Raw genomic sequence first — 20023 nt, 5'->3', positions numbered from 1 at the left:
TCCTAGTGTGAAACAATATTCATGAATTATAGGTTATCCTACCAGATAAAATTGTGAAATGCTAATCAATACACTCATAAAATGGTTCTTATTTGTTATTTTTTGAAAGCGACTTCATTACTATATTCTCTGGCTCTTTCACACATGGTTTGATAAATGCGAACGACATCACGATCGGTGCCCCTTAATTCGTATTCTGCAATTTCAGGGACGCTAAAACGTTCCGCATATCTTCTGGCTGTGAGACAAAATTGGACGTTAAAATTGCGATTACCACTGCCGACGATTCCCATGCAGTAGTTAGCGTTATGGTCGTAAGCAACGTATTCGCCCATGGTGTTGGTCATGAGTTCTTTGACCCCGTTATCAATTCCGTTGCCACCGTCAAGATAGGTCGGCACGAAAACAAAGTACGGTGATGTTTCGTCAGCAAAGTCACTTTGATCTGAGATTTCGGTTGGTTCAATTAGTGGGTTACCAGCATCTTTTTGGTGCTGGGCTTCCGCGTAGTCCTCTAAATTTTGCACGAAGTTGCGGGTGTTACCGGCAATTGAGATGTATAAAATGCGAATCGGTTTGATGATTACTACCTCCTTAAATATGAAAAATAGTCACTATTAGTGTAACCTCTAACAAGTTTAAATGCACAGAATCTTAGAAGTCAAAGCAGCCAAAAAACGCACGGAATTAGTTATCCGTACGTTTTTAATTTAATTTCGTTTCTTTACGATCCAGATGACGATTCCACTGATAGCGAGGATTAAAATTCCGAAGGCACTCGCAATTGATCCTAATAGCAGTCCCGGAGTTTGGTATTTCAGTTCAATCTGGTGTTTACCAGCTTGAATGGGTGCTCCGACAAAGCCAGTGTTGACCCGACTAGTGGGCACCTGTTTGCCGTCGACGAAGAGTTTCCATCCCGTTGAATAGGGAATGGAAGTGGTTAAGACGGACTTCTTCTTGTTATTACTGATTCCTTTGACTTCGTTCTTTTTAACCTGAAGGTTTTGGAGACGGTTACGTTGAAGTTTTTGAATCCGTTGTTCATACGAATTGCCAAACGGAACGGCAATAATCTTGGCGTGTTTAAAATTAATCTGGTGGACACCATCAAACGTCAATTTAATTTGATTGCGGCGTTTGGTGGAATACCCTAGGTTAATCAAAGCGTTTTTCTTTTGCGTGTAGTTTGAGAGATTGTCGCGTCCATACTGTGAGTAACCGTTCTTCATTCCTTTCGTTGCAGCATTAAGGGAGTACTGACCGACAAACGGAGTGTGAAGGTTCTTTCGTTTCTCGTTTAGTTTCATCATCTTCGTGTACGGTTGATTTTTGATAGCGTGCTGTCTTTTGGTCATGCTTTCCTTTGAAGCCGATGAGTAGTCATGACTCTTAATGCCTTCTAATTGTAAGTAAATTTCGGCATTTTTGGTGCGGTTAGGTTGCTTAATCTTAAGAAAATACGGGACTGATTTGCCAAGGGCATCCTTAGTTACCACGTGGAGACCATCTTGATTTTGTTTCTTGGTGTCATTTTCCAGTTGGACGTTTTCAGAAAGGATCTTTAAAGCTTCTTTTTGAGACGTGTGGTTAATGGTTGGTTCGTTGTACTCGACGCTCTTAGAATTGTTAGTGAAGGCCGTTAATTTATCGTAGTTATCGAGGGTCTTTTCGTAGTCCGGTTTCACCTCATAACTAAGTTGTTTCTGATTCTGTTTTAGCTTAGCTGATTTGATGCCCTTAATTGGCGAATCAACGTGGACCCCACTGATCATTGCTTGTTCACGCTCGGTTGGTGACAGTTTTTGGTACTGCTGGTTTGAGATTGTTTGATCCTGGGTGTAAGCAATTGGGAGCGCGTTTTTGTTTTTTAAAACGTAGGTTCCGTCGGGGTCTTTTTGATTCACGAGCGGATTATCAGACGCAAATAGGAGCGGCTTTTTGTCCTTACCTTTGACCATCTTAAAGCCAAAGGGTTGTGATTTGTTTTGTTGACCCGTGCGAATAAAGAGGTACTTGACCCCCATTAGGTTATCGAGGGTGGTGCGGTAGTCATTTTGAGCGACCGGAGCGTTAAAGGTCCGTTGGTTATTTTGAACGGAGTTTTCAAGTTGACCAACGGCCCCATTTTCCACCGTCAGATATGATGAAATATCACGGGTCGAAAATAACATCGGGATGTTGGTATTGATGTTAGAGTAGTTTGATAAGTTGACGTCGTTTCGACCAGCATAGTGGTATCGATTACCAAGTGAGGTCCGATATCCACCTAACCGTGGTTCAACGTACTGATCGGCTCCGTCGTAGAAATTATTGATGAAGTTAGTGGCAACGTGTTTATTAAGCATGCCCTTTGAAAAGCCGGCAACGTTGGGACTGTAGTAGCCAATGCCAAGTGAGATAAGGTTAACGATTAAAACCGCGGTCACACTTCCAATGGTTGTCACTGGCTTTAAATGGAAGAGCTGACTACATAGGATGACTCCCATTAAAATCAGCAGGAGGACGATTTCGCCGTAGTCATGCGCACTTAACTTCATGATGAATCCACGAGAAGCCCAAATAAACACAATGAGAGCGATGATTGCGACAATCATGACTTCTACGTCACGCTTAGTTAACGTGGTGAGATGATCTGAAAGAATTGTGGCAGCCATCCCAATTGGAAGTAAGCCTAAGCACATCCACCGGTTTGATGGGGTCGATATGGCGTTAAAGACGGCTCCAAAAGCCGGAATCAAGGCACCAATGAAAACCACCAACAGGCCGATGTTTAGGTAAAGGTATTTCTTGAAGTGAGTCATCGTGTAAACAATGCCCAAAAATCCGAGTCCACTAATCCCAACAATGAGCCAGAAGCTAATGGCCAGGTAGCCATTTCCGAGAATTTTACTTGGAATGGAAAGGTAATAGTAGAGAGGATAGAAAAGATAGCCGTTCGCAAAGGTCGATGTGGTCCTCGTGGAACTCAGGGCAAATAAGAGGGTTGGAACGAAAATGACGGCACTAATCAAAATTCCCGCTAGAATGGCTGCAACCATTTTGACCAGTGAACTCACAAAATGAAAATCAGGATTTTTACGAATGCTGAAATACCTAATGATGACGTAGATAATACTGCCAAGCCCAATGATGTAGGCAAAGTAGAAGTTACTTAAAAAAGTTAAGGAAACAGCCAGCATCAGTGGAATGAAGGAATGGTTATAAATGATGCGTTCGACGCCGTAGCAAATCAGTGGGAAGAAAATCATCGGTAGAATAAAAAAGGGATGGTGCATCCCCGAATAAAGAGTGTAACCAGCAAACGTGTAAGTTAAAGTTCCGAGTACGATACTGTATTTTTTAAAATGAAATTGTTTGATGAATAATAAAAAGGCCAATCCGGCAACGTACAGTCGCAGGATTACCAGAAGGCCGTACCCGAGTTCCAGTAAGTGGTCTGGGAATAAAACAATCAGGTAGTTGAAGAGATCACCGACTACGTAGTACGAAAAACTGGTTAACTGATCAGCACCGAGGCCAATGTTAAACGACCAGTTGGTAAAGCCGTGGCTGGGATGGGCAAGAAATTCAGTTAGCATGTGTTTAAAGTTTACGAGAATGGGATAGTGTTGGGCAATTCCGTCCATTCCCCAAATTAGTGAGTTACCGGTTAAGTAAAACGTCCAGATGTAGGCCATGATAATAATCAGAAAAATTAGACTGTAAAAAAGCCAATCCGGACATTTTTTTAAAACTGTTTTCATTGTTTCTATTACCCCTATGTATTAGTAAAGCCGAGGAGGATCCTCGGCTTTATTGATATTAGTTATTTGTCTTTTTGGTCGTCATCTGCGTCTGATTCATCATCAGTTGGTTCCAGTTTATTGACCTCTAGCCAGTTAATGAACGAGTTCTTGTAGTCAAGAACCTTAAACTGAAAGCCATCAATTGTAACAACGTCACCCACTTTAATGTGAGGATTTTGTTCGATGATGAAACCAGCAATCGTAACGATGTCAGAGTCGTCAAAAGCAGGCATCTCAACGTCAAAGTACTTTTCAAAGTCGTACGTGTTTAATTTTCCGTTCACCTGGAAGGTGCCATTGGGCTGTTTAAAGATGTATTCGTTAACCTGCGGATCGATTTCGTCTCGAACGGTTCCAAACAACTCTTCGTAGATATCCTTATCGGTAATTAAACCAGACGTTCCACCGTATTCATCGATTACGACAACAATTGGTTGATGCATCTTAATCATTTGTTGAAGTACCATCGTAATGGGGGTGGTTTCGGGGGTGGTACTAATCTTTCGGATTAACTTTCCGACCTTGACGTTGGAATCGACCTGCGATTGTCTGACCAAATCGTAACTGTAAACGTACCCCAGGATATTATCCTTATCGTTGTCTTTGACAACGGGAATTCGACTGAATTTCTTTTGAATGTAGACGTTAATAGCATCTTGGACCGTATCGTTGATGTCAATTGTTACTAGCTGGGTCCGGTCAATCATGATGTCCCTGGCCACTTTGTCGTTTAACTCAAACGAACGCTGCATGTACAAGTAGTCGTTTCGCTCCAGGTCACCATTTTTAACGGCATCCTTTGAAAGACTCAAAATCTCTGATTGCGAGAAGGCCTCATCGTTTTCGTTTGCCACGGGGATTCCCAGTAACTTAACCACGCCAGTTGCTGACACATTTAGTAACCACACAAATGGATAGAATAAAATGTGAAAGAAGTGAAGCGGACCAGCAATCACGCTCAAAACCTTCAGTGGCATGTCAATACTAATATTTTTAGGCACAATTTCGGTAAAGACCACTTCTAAATAGGTAAGTAACAGCACCCCAACAATCGCACCAACACTGTGAGCGGTAGCGGGATTAACACTGAAATCCTTTAATTCCATGATGGAAACCAGGATTTCAATCACGAATGATTCACCAATCCAACCAAGAATGATTCCCGCAAGTGAAACACCTACTTGGGTTGTCGAAAGATACTCGTTAAGGTTGGTTACCATTTTCATTTCACGATTAACTTTTTTCTTCTTTTTGTCACTGATATCTTCATCATCCAGTTTTTCTTGGAGGGCGCTTGGCCTTGATTGGACCAGTGAGAACTCACACGCGACAAAGAATGCAGCAAAGAAGAACGTTATTAAAATAATTATTAGATCAAGTATTATCTGACCGGTATTCAAATTTCATTCCTCATTTCAAAATTTTAAACAATAAATATATTATAACGTACTTATCCATTTTTTTAAGTATTTAAGATGAGTGGCATAATTAATTGATTTTATCATAAAGCCGCTTGAATGGAAGCAATTTATTAAAATAAATTCCTTATTATGTTACGAAAAATGTTTGATTTTACGGTTTCGAGGAAAAATTAACGGTTAATACGAAAGTTATTTTGTAAGTAGCACTTTTTACCCCAATTATGAGCTAATTTCTTGTGTGAAAGGGACGATCCATCCTAGTATAGAGGGTGCTAAGAGATTAGCAAATAAAATAATAAAAAGGGGTTTTAGTTATGGCAAACGATTTAAGAAAAGCTAGTTATGATCCAATGGATGACTTTTTTGGCGACTTTGGCAAGAGTTTATTAAACTCAGTTGCTGGAAGCAACAGAATGAAAACTGATGTTTTAGACCAAGGCGATGACTACGTCGTAAAGGCAGAATTACCTGGCTTTAGAAAAAATGATATTGACATTAGTTATGATAACGATACCCTATCAATTCATGCTGTTCATGACATTGACAAGGAAAATAAGGGTGACAATGGTCGGATCTTAAGTAGAGAACGTTCATCAAGTGACGTTAACCGTTCGTTTTACATCCCTGATGTTGATGAGACCAAGATTTCAGCTGATTACGATGGCGGTGTTTTAACCATTACTTTACCAAAATCACAAGATGATGAAACCCAAAACCATCACGTTGAAATCGACTAATTTAATTTAGAATAAGTGTTAAGAGATGATCCGGTTGGACCATCTCTTTTTTTAACTATTTTTAAAGCTTTGCGCTTTTCTTTCATTAGTGGTGCAAAATTTAATTCCTTCTTATACAATATTAATTAGAAATGAATTAATTACATAAGGAGGTGTAACTGTGGCAAGTGACCAGATCGATATTAATAACGTGAATCCAAGTGAGGGACTAACGAGTACGGAAGTTAAACAACAGGTGGCAGACGGTTATAAGAATACGGCGCCTAAACCACTAACGAAGTCTGTGAAACAGATCTTGGTGGAAAACATCTTTACGCTGTTTAACGTAATCAACGTAGTTCTTGGTGCGCTAGTATTTTATACCGGTAGCTATATCAACATGTTGTTCTTGGTGATTGCCATAGCGAACACTACCATCGGAATCTTTCAGGAGATTCGTTCTAAGCGCCAGGTTGACAAAATGGCGTTGTTGTCTCAGAGCAAGATCAAAGTTAGACGGAACAGAAAAATTGAACTTATTCAACCGGACCAGATTGTTTTAGGAGACATCGTTGAACTGGATCGTGGGGACCAGGTACCGGTTGACGGAGTCGTAAAACAAACCAAGGGGATTGAGGTTGATGAGTCTCAAATCACCGGTGAATCCAATCCAATTGAGAAAACCACCGGCGATGAACTGACGTCTGGTAGTTTTCTGGTTAGTGGAAAAGCCTTCATGCTTGCAACTAAAGTTGGCGATGAGACCTTTGTTAACACGATTACAAACCAGGCTAAGACCGACAAGAGTAAGAACAGTGTCTTAATCTCACTGATTAAAAAAATCATCAAAATTCTGACGTTTATTATCATTCCGCTTGGAGTAGCACTTTTTGTTTCCCGTTTGATGCACGGGGTGAGCGTTAATAATGCCATTCTGGGAACCGTGGCGGCCATGATTGGGATGATTCCTGAAGGATTGGTTCTTTTGACGTCAGTGACCCTCGCAATTTCTGCCTATCACCTGGCCAAAAAACGGGTCTTAGTCAGAGACCTTTCTTCCATTGAAACTCTGGCACGGGTGAACACGATCTGTCTGGATAAAACCGGGACGATTACCAGTGGCAAATTGAAATTTAAACAGATGGTGAAAGAAGCCCCTAATTACACTGATCAACAAATTGCTGAAATCATGGGCTCTTTGGTCCATGAAATTGATGACAACAATGAGACCGCTTCAGCGCTTAAAAATGAGTTCAAGCAACACCCAGACGCCGCTAGTATGATCGTGCCGTTCTCTTCAGCGAGAAAGTGGAGTGGGGCCGAGTTAGATGACAAGGGAAAATACGTCTTCGGAGCACCTCAGTTCATTTTGGATCTAACTGACAAGCAACAACAAGAAGTTAAGCATTACGCCGAACAGGGTTTTCGGGTCATTGCGCTCGCAAAAGTGGACCAATTAAACGAGGATAGTATCGCTGGTAGTGAACTGATTGCCTTAATCTTGATTACGGATGTCATTCGACCAAACGCTTCTGAAACCCTGCAGTTCTTCTATAACCAGGGGGTCGACTTAAAGGTCATTTCTGGCGATGATCCGGTCACCGTTTCAAGCATTGCCAAACGAGTTGGCATTCACAATGCCTACGATTACGTTGACATGACGACGATTGAAGACGACGCCGACTACCGTGATTTGGTCAAGCAGTACGTGGTGTTTGGACGGGTCAAACCCGACCAGAAACAACGGCTAATTAAGGCGCTACAAGAAAACGGTCGGACGGTTGCCATGACTGGTGATGGGGTCAACGACTTACTGGCCTTAAAGCAGTCAGACTGTGGAATCGCAATGGCATCAGGATCTGAGAGTGTCAAGAGTATTGCCGATTTTGTGATTATTGATTCCAACTTCGACGCCCTCATTAAAGTGTTAAACGAAGGTCGGAGGGTGATCAACAACATTGATAGCATCGCCTGCCTGTACCTGATTAAGACCATGTTCTCGGTCATGCTCAGCGTGCTCTTTCTGTTTTTTGCCAGAAACTATCCGTTTCAACCAATTCAACTCACGCCGATTAATGACTTAATGGTCGGAATCCCATCGTTTCTCTTGGCGCTTGAACCAAATTATCGAGCTTTAAAGGACCGCTTTGCTTCTAACATTTATGAAATTTCACTTCCAGCCGCACTAAGTGTCGTTTTCTACATTTTAGTGATTGGTGTGATTGGCGATATTTTTGGACTATTCACCTCAATTACTTCATCACTGAGTGTTTTGATTACTGGGGTCATCTGTTGGTTGGCTTTGACAATGGTTTGTCGACCATTTAACCGCTACAAACTAACCATCGTCGTTTTGAGTATCACACTCTTTTTGGCGGTGTTCATCTTTCTTGGTAAAATTTTCTCGTTGGTCACGATCTTTACGTGGTCAGTCGGAGGAATTGGATTATTATTAGCTCTTACAACTGATTTCACATTTGTTGGGGTGCAAAAGTGTGTCAGATTAGTTAGACATAAACTTTTTAACAAATAAGGATTTAGACAGATAGCGTCATGAGGGCGTTATTTGTCTTTTTAATTAACAGTTAGTGCATTATTTAACAATAGTATTCGTCAAATTAATTAATTATTTTTTAAGAGTTTAATAACCGTCAGAATAATAAGTGATAAAAATAACAATGAACCATTGCTTTTTGAAAAAGATGATGATATGATATTAGTTGTGAAGAAAATAACAAGAAAATATTGGAGGCTGGAAGTATGACAGATGCAAAGCAACAACCCAATGTTGAAGAGATCGATAAGAATATTGATGCCAAAGTTCAAAAAGCACGCATTGCCGTAGATGAGATGAGTAATTTCGACCAGGATAAGGTTGATAAGATTACCCACGCCATGGTACTTGCTGGGGTTAACGCCCACCAAAAATTAGCTAAAATGGCTTATGAAGAAACCGGACGTGGTGTTGAAGAAGACAAGGCCATTAAGAACTTGTTTGCCACCGAAGAAATTTGGCATGATATTCGTAATGATAAAACCGTTGGGATCATCTCAGAAGATTCTGAAAATGACCTGATTAAAGTTGCTGAACCACTCGGTGTTATTGCTGGAATCACTCCAGTTACTAACCCAACCTCAACTACTTTATTCAAGGCAATTATTTCAATGAAGACTAGAAACGCTATCATCTTTAGTTTGCACCCACAAGCCCTTCAATCGTCAATTGAAGCTGCTCGAATCGTGCGTGATGCTGCGGTTAAAGCTGGTGCACCTAAGGACGCCATTCAATGGATTGAAAAGCCTAGTCGAGAAGCTACGAACGCTTTGATTCAGAACCCTGGCGTTGACATTACCCTTGCAACTGGTGGTCCTGGATTGGTTAAGGCCGCATACTCCGCTGGGAAACCAGCTTTAGGAGTTGGTCCTGGTAATGGTCCCGTTTACGTTGAAAAAACCGCTAACATCCCACGTGCCGTTAACGATATCGTTTTATCAAAGACCTTTGATAACGGAATGATCTGTGCCACTGAAAACAGTGCCGTAATCGATGCTGACATTTACAAGGATGTAAAAGAACAACTCGAATTAAACCGGGTTTACTTTGTTCCAGAAAAAGAAAAACAAAAATTAACTGACGCCATGTTTGACAGCAAGCGTCTTAGTGTTAAGGGTCCAATTGCTGGTGCCACTGCGCAACAAATTGCTGACATGGCTAAGATCAAGATCCCAGAAGACACTCAAGTGCTTGCCGTTGAGATGACCGGAATTGGTCCTAAGTACCCAATGTCAGGGGAAAAATTATCACCAGTTCTTTCGGTCTACAAGTCAAAAGACCACAAGGATGCTTTCAGAATTTGTGCTGAACTTCTAAACTACGGTGGATTAGGCCATACCGCAGCAATTCAAACCTCAGATGATCAATTGGCCGTTGACTTTGGGGTGGCCGTTAAGGCTTCGAGAGTGATCGTTAACTCACCATCTGGTCTTGCTGGAGTTGGTAACTTGTACAACAACATGACCCCATCACTTACGCTTGGAACTGGATCATGGGGTAAAAACTCAATCTCCCATAACGTTACTGATTATGACTTGTTGAACATTAAAACTATCGCAAAGAGAAGAAATAATATGCAATGGATTAAACTACCTCGAATCTACTTCGAAAAGAACTCAGTTCGCTACCTCCACGACATGCCTGGTATTAAAAAGGCCTTTATTGTTACTAGTCCTTCTATGGTTAAATATCACTACGTTGACAAAGTCTTAGATGAATTGAACCGAAGAGAAGATGACGTTCAGTACTACATCTTCGATGACATTCATGGTGAACCAACAACTGACATGGTTAACGCTGGGGTTACCCAAATGAACGCCTTTAAGCCAGATACCATCATCGCCCTTGGTGGAGGATCACCACTTGATGCCGCTAAGATGATGTGGTTGATTTACGAAAACCCTGAGACTGACTTCTTCGGTGCAAAACAGAAGTTCTTGGATATCAGAAAACGTGCTTACAGATACAACAAACCAGAAAAATCACAAATGGTTGCCATTCCAAGTACTTCTGGAACTGGTTCAGAAGTAACGCCATTCTCAGTTATTACTGATTCAAAGCTTCACGTTAAATATCCATTAGCTGACTACGCTTTGACACCTGACGTTGCCATTGTTGATCCACAGTTTGTTAAGACGGTACCAAAGGGCACCATTGCTGCCTCAGGACTTGATGCCTTAACTCACGCGATTGAGTCATACGTCTCAACCATGGCTTCAGATTACACTCGTCCGATGTCACTTCAGGCCATCAAGATGATTTTTGATAACTTGACTGACTCGTACAACGGTAACATGGAAGCTCGAGACAAGATGCATACCGCCTCAACGATCGCCGGAATGGCATTTGCGAACGCTTTCCTTGGAATTACCCACTCAATTGCCCATAAGATTGGTGGACAATTCGGGATCACCCATGGGCTTGCCATCGCCATTACTTTGCCACACGTTATCAGATATAACTTCAAGAAACCAAAGAAGATTGCCACATGGCCTAAGTACGAATCATTTAGAGCCGACGACGATTACGCTAACATCGCTCGCTACCTTGGTCTTCCTGGAAACTCCAATGAAGAATTAAAGGAAGCCTTGGTTCACCGCTTCATCGAATTAGCTCACTCGGTTGGAGTTGAACTTGATCTGAAGTCACAAGGTGTAAGCAAACAAGAGTTAGAAGCAGCTGCCGATCATCTTGCCGAACTGGCATATGCTGATCAATGTACAACTGCTAACCCGAAAGAACCACTGATCGCAGATCTCAAGAAGATGATTCTTGACGAATACGAAGGTGTTGGGGTTGAGACTCAAACTGACAAAGAAGTTTAGTTTCTAAGTCATTAAAAAATTAAAAGTAGGAATTCCGTTTGGAATTCCTACTTTTTTTGTGCAATTGATTTGGTTAAAACGTTGATTAATTCTTGCTCTTCGGGTGAAAGAACGTGACTTTTACGAAAGGCCACCGAAACATAAAACGGGGGTAAATCTTCATCGTCAATGGGGATAGAAACGAGGTTGTCAGAAGGTTTAATGGCTTTACTAACCAGAAAGGTGATCCCCACGTCTTCAGAGACTAATTGTTTGGCTAGCTCAATGTCAGACGTACGATACTTAATTTTGGGGTGAATGGCGTGAAGCTTAGACAGATCCGAAAAGACCTGAGTGTGAACGAAGTCACTGGAGAGGCCCACAAACTCTTCGTTTTTGAGGTCGGCAAATTTAACGGAGTGAGCGTCTGCCAGTGGTGACTGTCGATTAACGACCAGCATGAAGTGGTCTTTGGTTAAAACCGTCGCGTCGATCTCACTACTTTCAAGCGGTTTGGATGATCCTAGAAGTGCTAAGTCGATTCGACCGTCTTTTAATTCCCCTAAAAGCTTTTTGGAACCACTCTCTGAGTTATCAAGATCATTTAGGATTCCAAGTGAAAATAGTTTAGACGCCAGCTTGGGAAAATAGTAGTTCCCAATGATTGGTGGAAGACCAAAGCGAATGACATGGTCACTGATGTTGCCCATTTCGTTGTTAATTTTGTCTACTTCCTTCATAATTACCTGGACGTGTTTTTCAAGGTCGACGCCGGCCTTAGTGAGTTTAATTTGGTGGTGGGCCTGATTTCGATTAATTAATTCGACGTTGAAGTTATCCTCTAGGCGTTTAATGGCCATGGTAATTGTGGGTTGTTTAACGTGATAATACTTGGAAACGTCGGTGTAATTTTTAAGCTCGGTTAATTTGTTGAAGTACATTAAATCTTTTAGCTTCATGATGGCCTCATATAAATTAAATTTATGAATAAATCGCGTTTGACTATCTTTTTGATAGTGAATTAGTATTTAAAAGAATCAATTACAGACTATTTTACTACAAAAAGGAGTCTTAAAATATGGCTAAAGGTGAAGAAATATTGAACAATCCCTTTATCAATAAAGGGACTGCATTTACTGATGATGAACGAAAGACATTAGGACTAGTGGGGATGCTTCCACCAAACGTTCAAACTTTGGACGAACAGGTTGAAAACGTTTATGACGAATACCAACACAAGGGTAGTGACCTTGAAAAACGCATCTACTTGATGAGTATTTTTAACGAAAACCGGGTTCTATTCTATGCAACCTTCGCTAAACATGTCACTGAATTCATGCCAGTCGTTTACGACCCAACGATCGCTGACTCAATTGAAAATTACTCCAGACTGTACGTTAACCCACAAAACGCGGCGTTTTTATCAATCAATCACGATGACCCTGAAACGATCCGTGAAAGTTTGAAGAACACTGCTTCTGGACGCAACATCAAGTTGATCGTTGTAACCGATGGCGAAGGAATCCTTGGAATTGGTGACTGGGGAACTCAAGGAATTGACATCCCGGTTGGTAAATTAATGGTTTACAGTGCCGCTGCTGGCATTGACCCATCTGAAGTCCTACCAGTGGTCTTAGACGTTGGAACTACTAACAAGAGTTTACTCGACAATCCACTCTACCTTGGTAATCACCAGAACCGTGACTACGGCCAAAAGTACTACGACTTCGTTGACAAGTTTGTAAAAGAAGCAGAAGACTTGTTCCCTAATTTATACTTACACTTTGAAGACTTTGGGCGTGCCAACGCTTCAAACATCCTTGATAAGTACAAGGATGATTACTTGGTCTTTAATGATGACATCCAGGGAACTGGAATTATCGTCCTTGCTGGTGTCTTAGGTGGCCTTAAGATTTCTGGTGAAAAGATGACCGATCAGAAGTACCTGTGCTTTGGTGCCGGAACTGCCGGCGTCGGAATTGCCGAGCGGGTTTGTGAAGAGATGGTGCAAGCTGGCTTATCCGAGGAAGAAGCTAAGAAGCATTTCTACATGGTTGATAAGCAAGGCCTCTTGTTTGACGACATGTCCGACCTAACTCCTGGACAAAAAGAGTTTGCGAGAAGTCGTTCTGAATTCTCTGACTCAGAAAACCTGACCGACTTACTCTCAATTGTGAAGGCTGTTCATCCATCAATCATGGTTGGAACTTCTACTCAACACGGCGCATTTACTGAAGATGTTATTAAGGAAATGGCCGCTCATACTGACCGTCCAATCATCATGCCAATCTCAAACCCAACTAAGTTGGCTGAAGCAACTGCTTCCGATTTGATCAAATGGACTGATGGTCGTGCCTTAGTCGCTACCGGTGTTCCAAGTGCACCCGTTGAATACAACGGAGTTAAGTATGAGATTGGACAGGCTAACAACGCCTTAGTCTACCCAGGAATTGGGTTAGGTGCCATTGCTGCCACCGCCACTAAACTTAACGACGACATGATTAGTGCTGCTGCTCATTCCCTTGGTGGAATTGTGGATTCAACGGTTCCTGGGGCTGCCATTTTGCCACCAGTTGACCAGTTAACCGAATTCTCTGAGACCGTTGCGACTGCTGTTGCTCAAAGCGCAGTTGATCAAGGGATTACGCGCGAAAAGATTACGGACGTTAAGTCGGCCGTTGATGATGAAAAATGGTATCCCGAATACCCAGATTTAACTAATTTAAACAAATAATTGGAGGAATGTTACATTGGCAGCGTTTATTACTTCACTAGAAAGTGTTGCTGAGATTGTCATTGTCATTGCACTTGGATATTTCTTGAGAAAGTCGGGAAAATTCGCCGACAGTTTCAAGGGAAACATCTCATTCTTAATCATGAATGTGGCTTTGCCTATTTCAATCTTCGTATCAGTATTAGATAATTTGACCCGTGGAAAGTTAGTCGGGCTAGCTGGCGGACTGTTATACACCGTAATTAGTTTTGCGTTAGGTTACGTTGTCGCCATTGCCCTAGTCTACATCCTAAAAATTAGAAAGGGTCGTAGGGGAACTTTCATTAACATGGCAGTGAACGCCAACACCATTTTCATTGGGCTACCTTTGAACTTGGCACTGTTTGGAACTTCTGGGATGACTTACTTCCTGATTTACTATGTAATGAACACCATCTCAACTTGGGCCATCGGAATCTTCTTCATCTCAGGAGACGATCCCACCAAGAAGAAGGGTGAAAGCAAGGGGAACTTTAACTGGAAGAAGTTGCTTCCAGCTCCACTGATTGGTTTCTTGGTTGCGTTAGTTTGGATTCTGATTGTTAACGTTAAGTTGCCAATGTGGATTGACAAGACTTGTAACATGATTGGTGGTCTTGTAACACCATTATCCTTAATCTACATTGGGATTATTTTGGCCGATGCCGGTCTTTCATCAATTCACTTTGATAAGGATTCCATTGCCGCACTACTTGCTCGTTTCGTGATTGCTCCGGCAATTATGATTGGAACCTTACTGGTCTTCATGCACACCGGTGCTGGGATTCCAAACATCGAATTTGGCACCTTAGTAATTCAATCTGCCACCCCTGGTTTGGCTGTGCTTCCAATTCTGGTTAGTCAGTCCCATGGTGACGTTGATTACGCTACTAACTTGGTCGTAACCAGCACGATTCTGTTCGTGATCGTGGTTCCAATCTTGATGGCCATTATCAACTTTATCGTATAGATAAGTAATTAATAAAGAAGTCAGACGTTCAATCTGGCTTCTTTTTGTTTGCACAGGTCACTAACACGGTTTGAAAGTGGTAACGTAGAAGTATGCACAATTTAATTTATTAATTAATTGGAGGGATTAAACAGTGACCGCATTTATTGCCTCACTAGAGAGTGTCGCTGAGATTGTTATTATTATTGCTTTAGGGTATTTTCTTCGTCGTTCCAACAAAATGACGGATGGTTTTAAGGGAAATGTTTCGTTCTTAATTATGAACATTGCCTTACCAGTTTCGATTTTTATTTCCGTTTTGGATAATTTGAATCGGGGAAAATTAGTTGGACTAGTTGGCGGACTACTATACACGTTGATTAGTTTTACCCTGGGTTATGTAATCGCAATCGCATTGGTTTTTGTTTTAAGGATCAGAAGGGGTCGAAGAGGGGCCTTTATCAACATGTCGGTCAACGCCAACACGATTTTTATGGGATTACCCTTAAACATTGCGTTGTTTGGAAACGCCGGGATGACGTATTTCTTGGTCTACTATGTGATGAACACCGTCTCAACCTGGGCGATCGGAATCTTCTTCATTTCAGGAGATGACCCAACGAAACAAAGGGGAAAAAAGAAAAAGAAGGTTACCCTCAAACAGATTTTACCGCCGCCACTGGTTGGATTTATCTTAGGTTTGGCGTGGATTTTGATCGTGAACGTCAAATTGCCAGCTTGGATTGATAAGACCTGCAACATGATTGGTGGATTAGTGACACCGTTGGCATTGATCTACATTGGAATCATTTTAGCCGATGCCGGCTTATCTTCAATTCATTTTGATAAGGATACCATTGCCGGACTGGTAGGAAGATTTGTGATTGCGCCAGCAATCATGATTGGAACCCTCTTAGCGTTTATGCATTTTGGCGTGAACATGACCTTTCCAGAGTTTGGGACGTTGGTAATTCAGTCGGCAACGCCCGAACTAGCGGTTTTGCCGATTTTAGTTAGTCAATCCCATGGGGACGTGGACTATGCCACTAATTTAGTGGTAACCAGCACCGTGCTGTTCGTTATCGTGGTTCCGATCCTGATGGAAATTATTAATTTTATTATGTAAGTAAAAGAAGCTATTGGATGGCTTCTTTTTTAGTTATATATTTATAATGTGGGAAATTATTTTAGTAGAAGTGAGAGACATGAACGATAAAATTGCAAAGGTAAAAGAGTACGCCAAAGAGAACATGAGTAAGGATAAGAGTGGACACGGATTTGACCACATCCAACGGGTCGCAAACATGGTCTTACAATTGATGGGGACCGAACCAGCTAACGGTGAGATTGCCCTTTCAGCTGCTTACTTACACGACGTTTTTGACGATAAATTGGTGGATGATCCGGACGCTAAAAGAGAGGAAGTCAAAGAGCGGTTAGCAAAATTTGGCTTTAGTCCTGATGAGATTTTGCAGGTGATGGACATTATCAACCACATGTCTTTTAGTGACAACATTGAACACAAACAACCGTTATCAAAAGAGGGTCAAATCGTTCAAGATGCTGATCGATTAGATGCTCTGGGTGCGATTGGAATTGCGCGGGCCTTTCAGTATGGTGGGGCACATCATCGGACCATTTATGATCCGACAATTAAGCCGCGGACTTTAACTACTAAAGCAGATTATCGCAACGCAACTGACGATACCACCATTAATCATTTTTACGAAAAGTTGTTTAAGATTGCTTCCGATTTAAATACCGATGCTGCTAAACGAATTGGAAAGAAGAGAACTCAGTACATGCGTGAATTTGTTGCTGAATTTAAAAACGAATGGGATGGATAAAAAACGCCGATCCAAACGGATCGACGTTTTTAGTTTATTCGGTAATATCAGCAAAGGTTCCGTTGACTAATTGTTTGACGGCTTCAGCATTTACTTTAACAGAACGACCAATCTGACCGGATGACACAATGATGTCACCCTGTTTTTGGGCTTCTTCATCGATATAGATGGGATAACCCTTTTGTTCATAAATTCCGATGGGGGTATTTGCACCGTGCTCATATCCGGTAGTATTAACTAAGTCTTTTAGGGGAACCATGCCCACTTTTTTGTTGCCAGAAGCTTTGGCTAACTTTTTGTAACTTAAGCGTTCATCTAAGGGAACCACTCCAATGACGGGACCAGTTGTTTTTCCAGTCAGCGCTAACGTTTTGTAGATTAAATGTTGATCAACGTCAGCTTCGTTAGTGGTGATTTGTTGAACGTCTCCCTCTTGATGGGTGGCAAAAATCATCTGTTGAAAAGGAATATTGTGTTTTTCAAGGATTTGTTCGACTAAGGTTTTGTGGACTTGATTCTTTTTTTTCTTTGACAAATGGCTCACCTCTCGGAGGTATTTTATCATATTAATAAAATATAAGTAAAAATTTCATTTACTTTTAATTCTTATTTATGTAGAATCAACGTGGAAGGAGATGCAAAGGAAAATGAGTGAGAAAGATGAAAAAAAAGCACCAAAGAAAAAGCATGCCCTAATTGAGTATGCGAATGGTAAATCCCTCCAAGAAATTAACGGAAGCGTTGATGTCCCTGAAGGATTAGGATTTTGGAAAACATTATTCATGTATTCAGGACCAGGAGCGTTAGTTGCGGTGGGGTACATGGATCCCGGAAATTGGTCAACTTCAATTACCGGTGGTCAGAACTTTGGATACTTGCTGATGTCAATTATCTTGATTTCAAGTTTGATCGCGATGTTACTTCAATACATGGCGGCTAAACTTGGTATCGTGACACAAATGGATTTAGCGCAGGCGATTCGTGCAAGAAGTAGTAAGACATTAGGGGTTATCCTTTGGATAACAACTGAGTTAGCAATTATGGCGACCGATATCGCGGAAGTTATCGGGGCAGCGATTGCGTTGTACTTGCTATTCCATATTCCATTGTTGATTGCCGTTTTAATTACGGTTCTTGATGTTTTGGTACTGTTACTACTTACAAGTATTGGATTTAGAAAGATTGAAGCCATTGTTGTTTGTTTGATTTGTGTTATTTTCTTGGTATTTGCCTACGAAGTAACTCTTTCAAACCCACAGTGGTCAAAGGTTTTCTTAAACTTAGTTCCAAACATCAAAACCGTTCAAACCCATCCATTTGTAGGTGGTCAAACTCCATTAAGTGGTGCCTTAGGTATCATCGGAGCCACCGTTATGCCGCATAATCTATACTTACATTCTGCCATTTCGCAAACCCGTAAGACTGATAATAACGACGAGGATTCAGTGGCACGCTCAGTTAAATTTTCAGCTTGGGATTCCAACATCCAATTGACAATGGCGTTCTTTGTTAACGCATTGTTATTGATTATGGGGGTTGCGGTCTTCAAGTCTGGTGCCGTTAAAGACCCATCATTCTTTGGTTTGTTTGCTGCCTTAAAGAATCCTGATTTTATGACCAACCCATTACTAGCAAGTGTTGCTAAAACCGGAGTCCTTTCAATCCTGTTTGCCGTGGCTTTGCTTGCTTCTGGTCAAAACTCCACTATCACTGGTACTTTGACTGGTCAGGTTGTTATGGAAGGCTTCATCCATATGAGAATGCCTTTGTGGGCTCGTCGTTTGGTAACCCGTGTCATTTCAATCATCCCAGTTGTTATTTGTGTACTTTTGAGTAGTGGAAAACCGGCCATTGAAGAGCATGAAGCGCTTAATACTCTGATGAACAACTCACAGGTCTTCTTGGCGTTTGCTTTACCATTCTCCATGTTGCCGCTTCTGATCTTTACCGATAGTAAGTTTGAAATGCGTGGAAAACGGTTCGTTAATGCCCTTTGGGTTAAAATTGCTGGTTGGGCATCTGTGATTGCTTTGACTTTCTTGAATCTCTATGGTTTGCCAAGTCAGATTGTCAGCTTCTTTGGTGATAATCCAACTCCAGCTCAAACCGATATGGGGAACTGGATTGCCTACATCTTGATTATTTTAGTTCTGGCCCTCTTGACTTGGGTCGTTTGGGACTTGTACAAGAGTAATAAACGGTTCATGGAGGAACATAAGAACGCGAAAAAAGAAGTCGATCAGTACGAATAATTAATTAGAAAAATAGAACTTCGATTTGATCGGAGCTCTATTTTTTTAGCCAAAATTTATTATTTTTAATATGTTAAAATAATGGGTAAGAAACGTCTAATAAGGAGTATTGAATGGCTGATCTAGTTTATAAACGGGTAATGGATGATTTAAAAAAGAAGATTGATTCCAACTATTTCAATAATAATCGTTTACCGGATGAACGGACTTTAAGTTCAAAGTACCACGTCAGTCGGAGCTCGGTTAAGCAAGCTTTAGGTATCTTAGCGGAACAAGGAATTATTTTTAAGAAACGTGGCTCTGGGACCTTTATTAATCCACTTTATTTGAAGAATAAATCCATTTTTAGTTACGAGGGATCTAACCTTGGAATTACCAATAATCTGAAGGTTGAGGGGTACGATCCAAAGATTGATTTACTGGAATTTAAAGTTGTTGCCCCCACCCCTGAGATTTTAGAAGATCTGTTTCTAAAACAAGGTGATGAAGTGTATGAGATTAAACGGCTCCGCTCGGTTGATTCGACACCTATTATTATCGAGTCTGGTTATATTCCGGTTAAAGTGGCGCCCAAGATGAGTAAGCGAGTGGTTAAGGGTTCGATTTTTAACTACTTAGAGGAAAAGCTAAACAAGACGGGAACCAAATCCTACATGTCGATTGAAGCCCAACCGTCCACGATTGATGATCAAAGACTATTGAACTTAAAACCTGATGAACCAGTCGTGGTCATGGGTGGGATTTTCTTTTTAGACGATGGAACCCCGTTTGAAATTTCCAACATGCGCATTCATTATAAGTACTTTAATTACAACACATTTGTTGATTTGAATAACTAGAATCGACTTTTACTCAATTTTTTGAGTTAGTTTAAAAGTGATATAATGGAATTGTTGTAAGCACGTACATTGGTTCGGAATTAACGTAATGTAAGAATGTA

General features: G+C 41.2%; 14 protein-coding genes. 9 read left to right on the top strand and 5 right to left on the bottom strand.

From position 1 onward, the window contains the following. Positions 1 to 95 precede the first annotated feature (95 nt). The 3 genes from nrdI to AC6UD8_RS04745 form a co-directional block, all read right to left on the bottom strand. A complete protein-coding gene (nrdI, locus tag AC6UD8_RS04755; protein WP_500699661.1) occupies positions 96 to 581 on the bottom strand; it encodes a class Ib ribonucleoside-diphosphate reductase assembly flavoprotein NrdI in 486 nt (161 codons plus the stop codon). Positions 582 to 710: 129 nt separating this feature from the next. Continuing rightward, positions 711 to 3746 (bottom strand): YfhO family protein, encoded by a 3036-nt coding sequence (locus AC6UD8_RS04750; protein ID WP_500699580.1) that lies wholly within the window; start codon positions 3744 to 3746, stop codon positions 711 to 713. A gap of 62 nt (positions 3747 to 3808) precedes the next feature. Continuing rightward, positions 3809 to 5188 (bottom strand): hemolysin family protein, encoded by a 1380-nt coding sequence (locus AC6UD8_RS04745; RefSeq protein WP_500694099.1) that lies wholly within the window; start codon positions 5186 to 5188, stop codon positions 3809 to 3811. A gap of 335 nt (positions 5189 to 5523) precedes the next feature. Between AC6UD8_RS04745 and AC6UD8_RS04740 the strand changes: the two genes are divergently transcribed. The 3 genes from AC6UD8_RS04740 to adhE all read left to right on the top strand — a co-directional run bounded on the left by AC6UD8_RS04740 (position 5524) and on the right by adhE (position 11304). After that, the gene (locus AC6UD8_RS04740) at positions 5524 to 5946 is read left to right on the top strand and encodes an Hsp20/alpha crystallin family protein (protein WP_500694098.1); all 423 of its coding nucleotides are present in this window, start codon (positions 5524 to 5526) and stop codon (positions 5944 to 5946) included. A 160-nt stretch (positions 5947 to 6106) separates the two neighbouring features. After that, positions 6107 to 8458 (top strand): HAD-IC family P-type ATPase, encoded by a 2352-nt coding sequence (locus AC6UD8_RS04735; RefSeq protein ID WP_500699581.1) that lies wholly within the window; start codon positions 6107 to 6109, stop codon positions 8456 to 8458. A gap of 227 nt (positions 8459 to 8685) precedes the next feature. Further along, a complete protein-coding gene (gene adhE / locus AC6UD8_RS04730) occupies positions 8686 to 11304 on the top strand; it encodes a bifunctional acetaldehyde-CoA/alcohol dehydrogenase (protein WP_500694096.1) in 2619 nt (872 codons plus the stop codon). Between the two features lie 47 nt (positions 11305 to 11351). Here the strand turns inward: adhE and AC6UD8_RS04725 are convergent, their stop codons facing one another. Next, entirely contained in the window at positions 11352 to 12242 is an 891-nt protein-coding gene (locus AC6UD8_RS04725; RefSeq protein WP_500699582.1) for a LysR family transcriptional regulator, read from the bottom strand. 119 nt (positions 12243 to 12361) lie between these two features. Between AC6UD8_RS04725 and AC6UD8_RS04720 the strand changes: the two genes are divergently transcribed. The 4 genes from AC6UD8_RS04720 (at position 12362) to AC6UD8_RS04705 (ending at position 16831) form a co-directional block, all read left to right on the top strand. After that, positions 12362 to 14017, top strand: coding sequence for a malolactic enzyme (locus tag AC6UD8_RS04720; RefSeq protein ID WP_500699583.1), 1656 nt, complete (start codon positions 12362 to 12364; stop codon positions 14015 to 14017). A gap of 16 nt (positions 14018 to 14033) precedes the next feature. Then, positions 14034 to 15005: an AEC family transporter gene (locus AC6UD8_RS04715; RefSeq protein ID WP_500695836.1), complete on the top strand. Its 972-nt coding sequence runs from the start codon at positions 14034 to 14036 to the stop codon at positions 15003 to 15005. A 133-nt stretch (positions 15006 to 15138) separates the two neighbouring features. Further along, entirely contained in the window at positions 15139 to 16110 is a 972-nt protein-coding gene (locus tag AC6UD8_RS04710) for an AEC family transporter (protein WP_500699584.1), read from the top strand. 79 nt (positions 16111 to 16189) lie between these two features. After that, the gene (locus AC6UD8_RS04705; RefSeq protein WP_500699585.1) at positions 16190 to 16831 is read left to right on the top strand and encodes an HD domain-containing protein; all 642 of its coding nucleotides are present in this window, start codon (positions 16190 to 16192) and stop codon (positions 16829 to 16831) included. Between the two features lie 34 nt (positions 16832 to 16865). Here AC6UD8_RS04705 and AC6UD8_RS04700 read toward each other — a convergent pair whose 3' ends face one another. Then, positions 16866 to 17366 (bottom strand): aminoacyl-tRNA deacylase, encoded by a 501-nt coding sequence (locus AC6UD8_RS04700; RefSeq protein ID WP_500699586.1) that lies wholly within the window; start codon positions 17364 to 17366, stop codon positions 16866 to 16868. A 112-nt stretch (positions 17367 to 17478) separates the two neighbouring features. Between AC6UD8_RS04700 and AC6UD8_RS04695 the strand changes: the two genes are divergently transcribed. Both AC6UD8_RS04695 and AC6UD8_RS04690 read left to right on the top strand, forming a co-directional pair. After that, positions 17479 to 19083: an Nramp family divalent metal transporter gene (locus AC6UD8_RS04695; protein ID WP_500699587.1), complete on the top strand. Its 1605-nt coding sequence runs from the start codon at positions 17479 to 17481 to the stop codon at positions 19081 to 19083. A gap of 113 nt (positions 19084 to 19196) precedes the next feature. Beyond that, complete coding sequence (locus AC6UD8_RS04690) at positions 19197 to 19922, top strand: GntR family transcriptional regulator (RefSeq protein ID WP_500699588.1); 726 nt, start codon at positions 19197 to 19199, stop codon at positions 19920 to 19922. The last annotated feature ends 101 nt before the right edge of the window (positions 19923 to 20023 follow it).

The sequence above is a fragment of the Fructilactobacillus sp. X1R3C1 genome (assembly GCF_059901545.1).
This window is presented reverse-complemented; position numbering and strand designations above follow the sequence as displayed.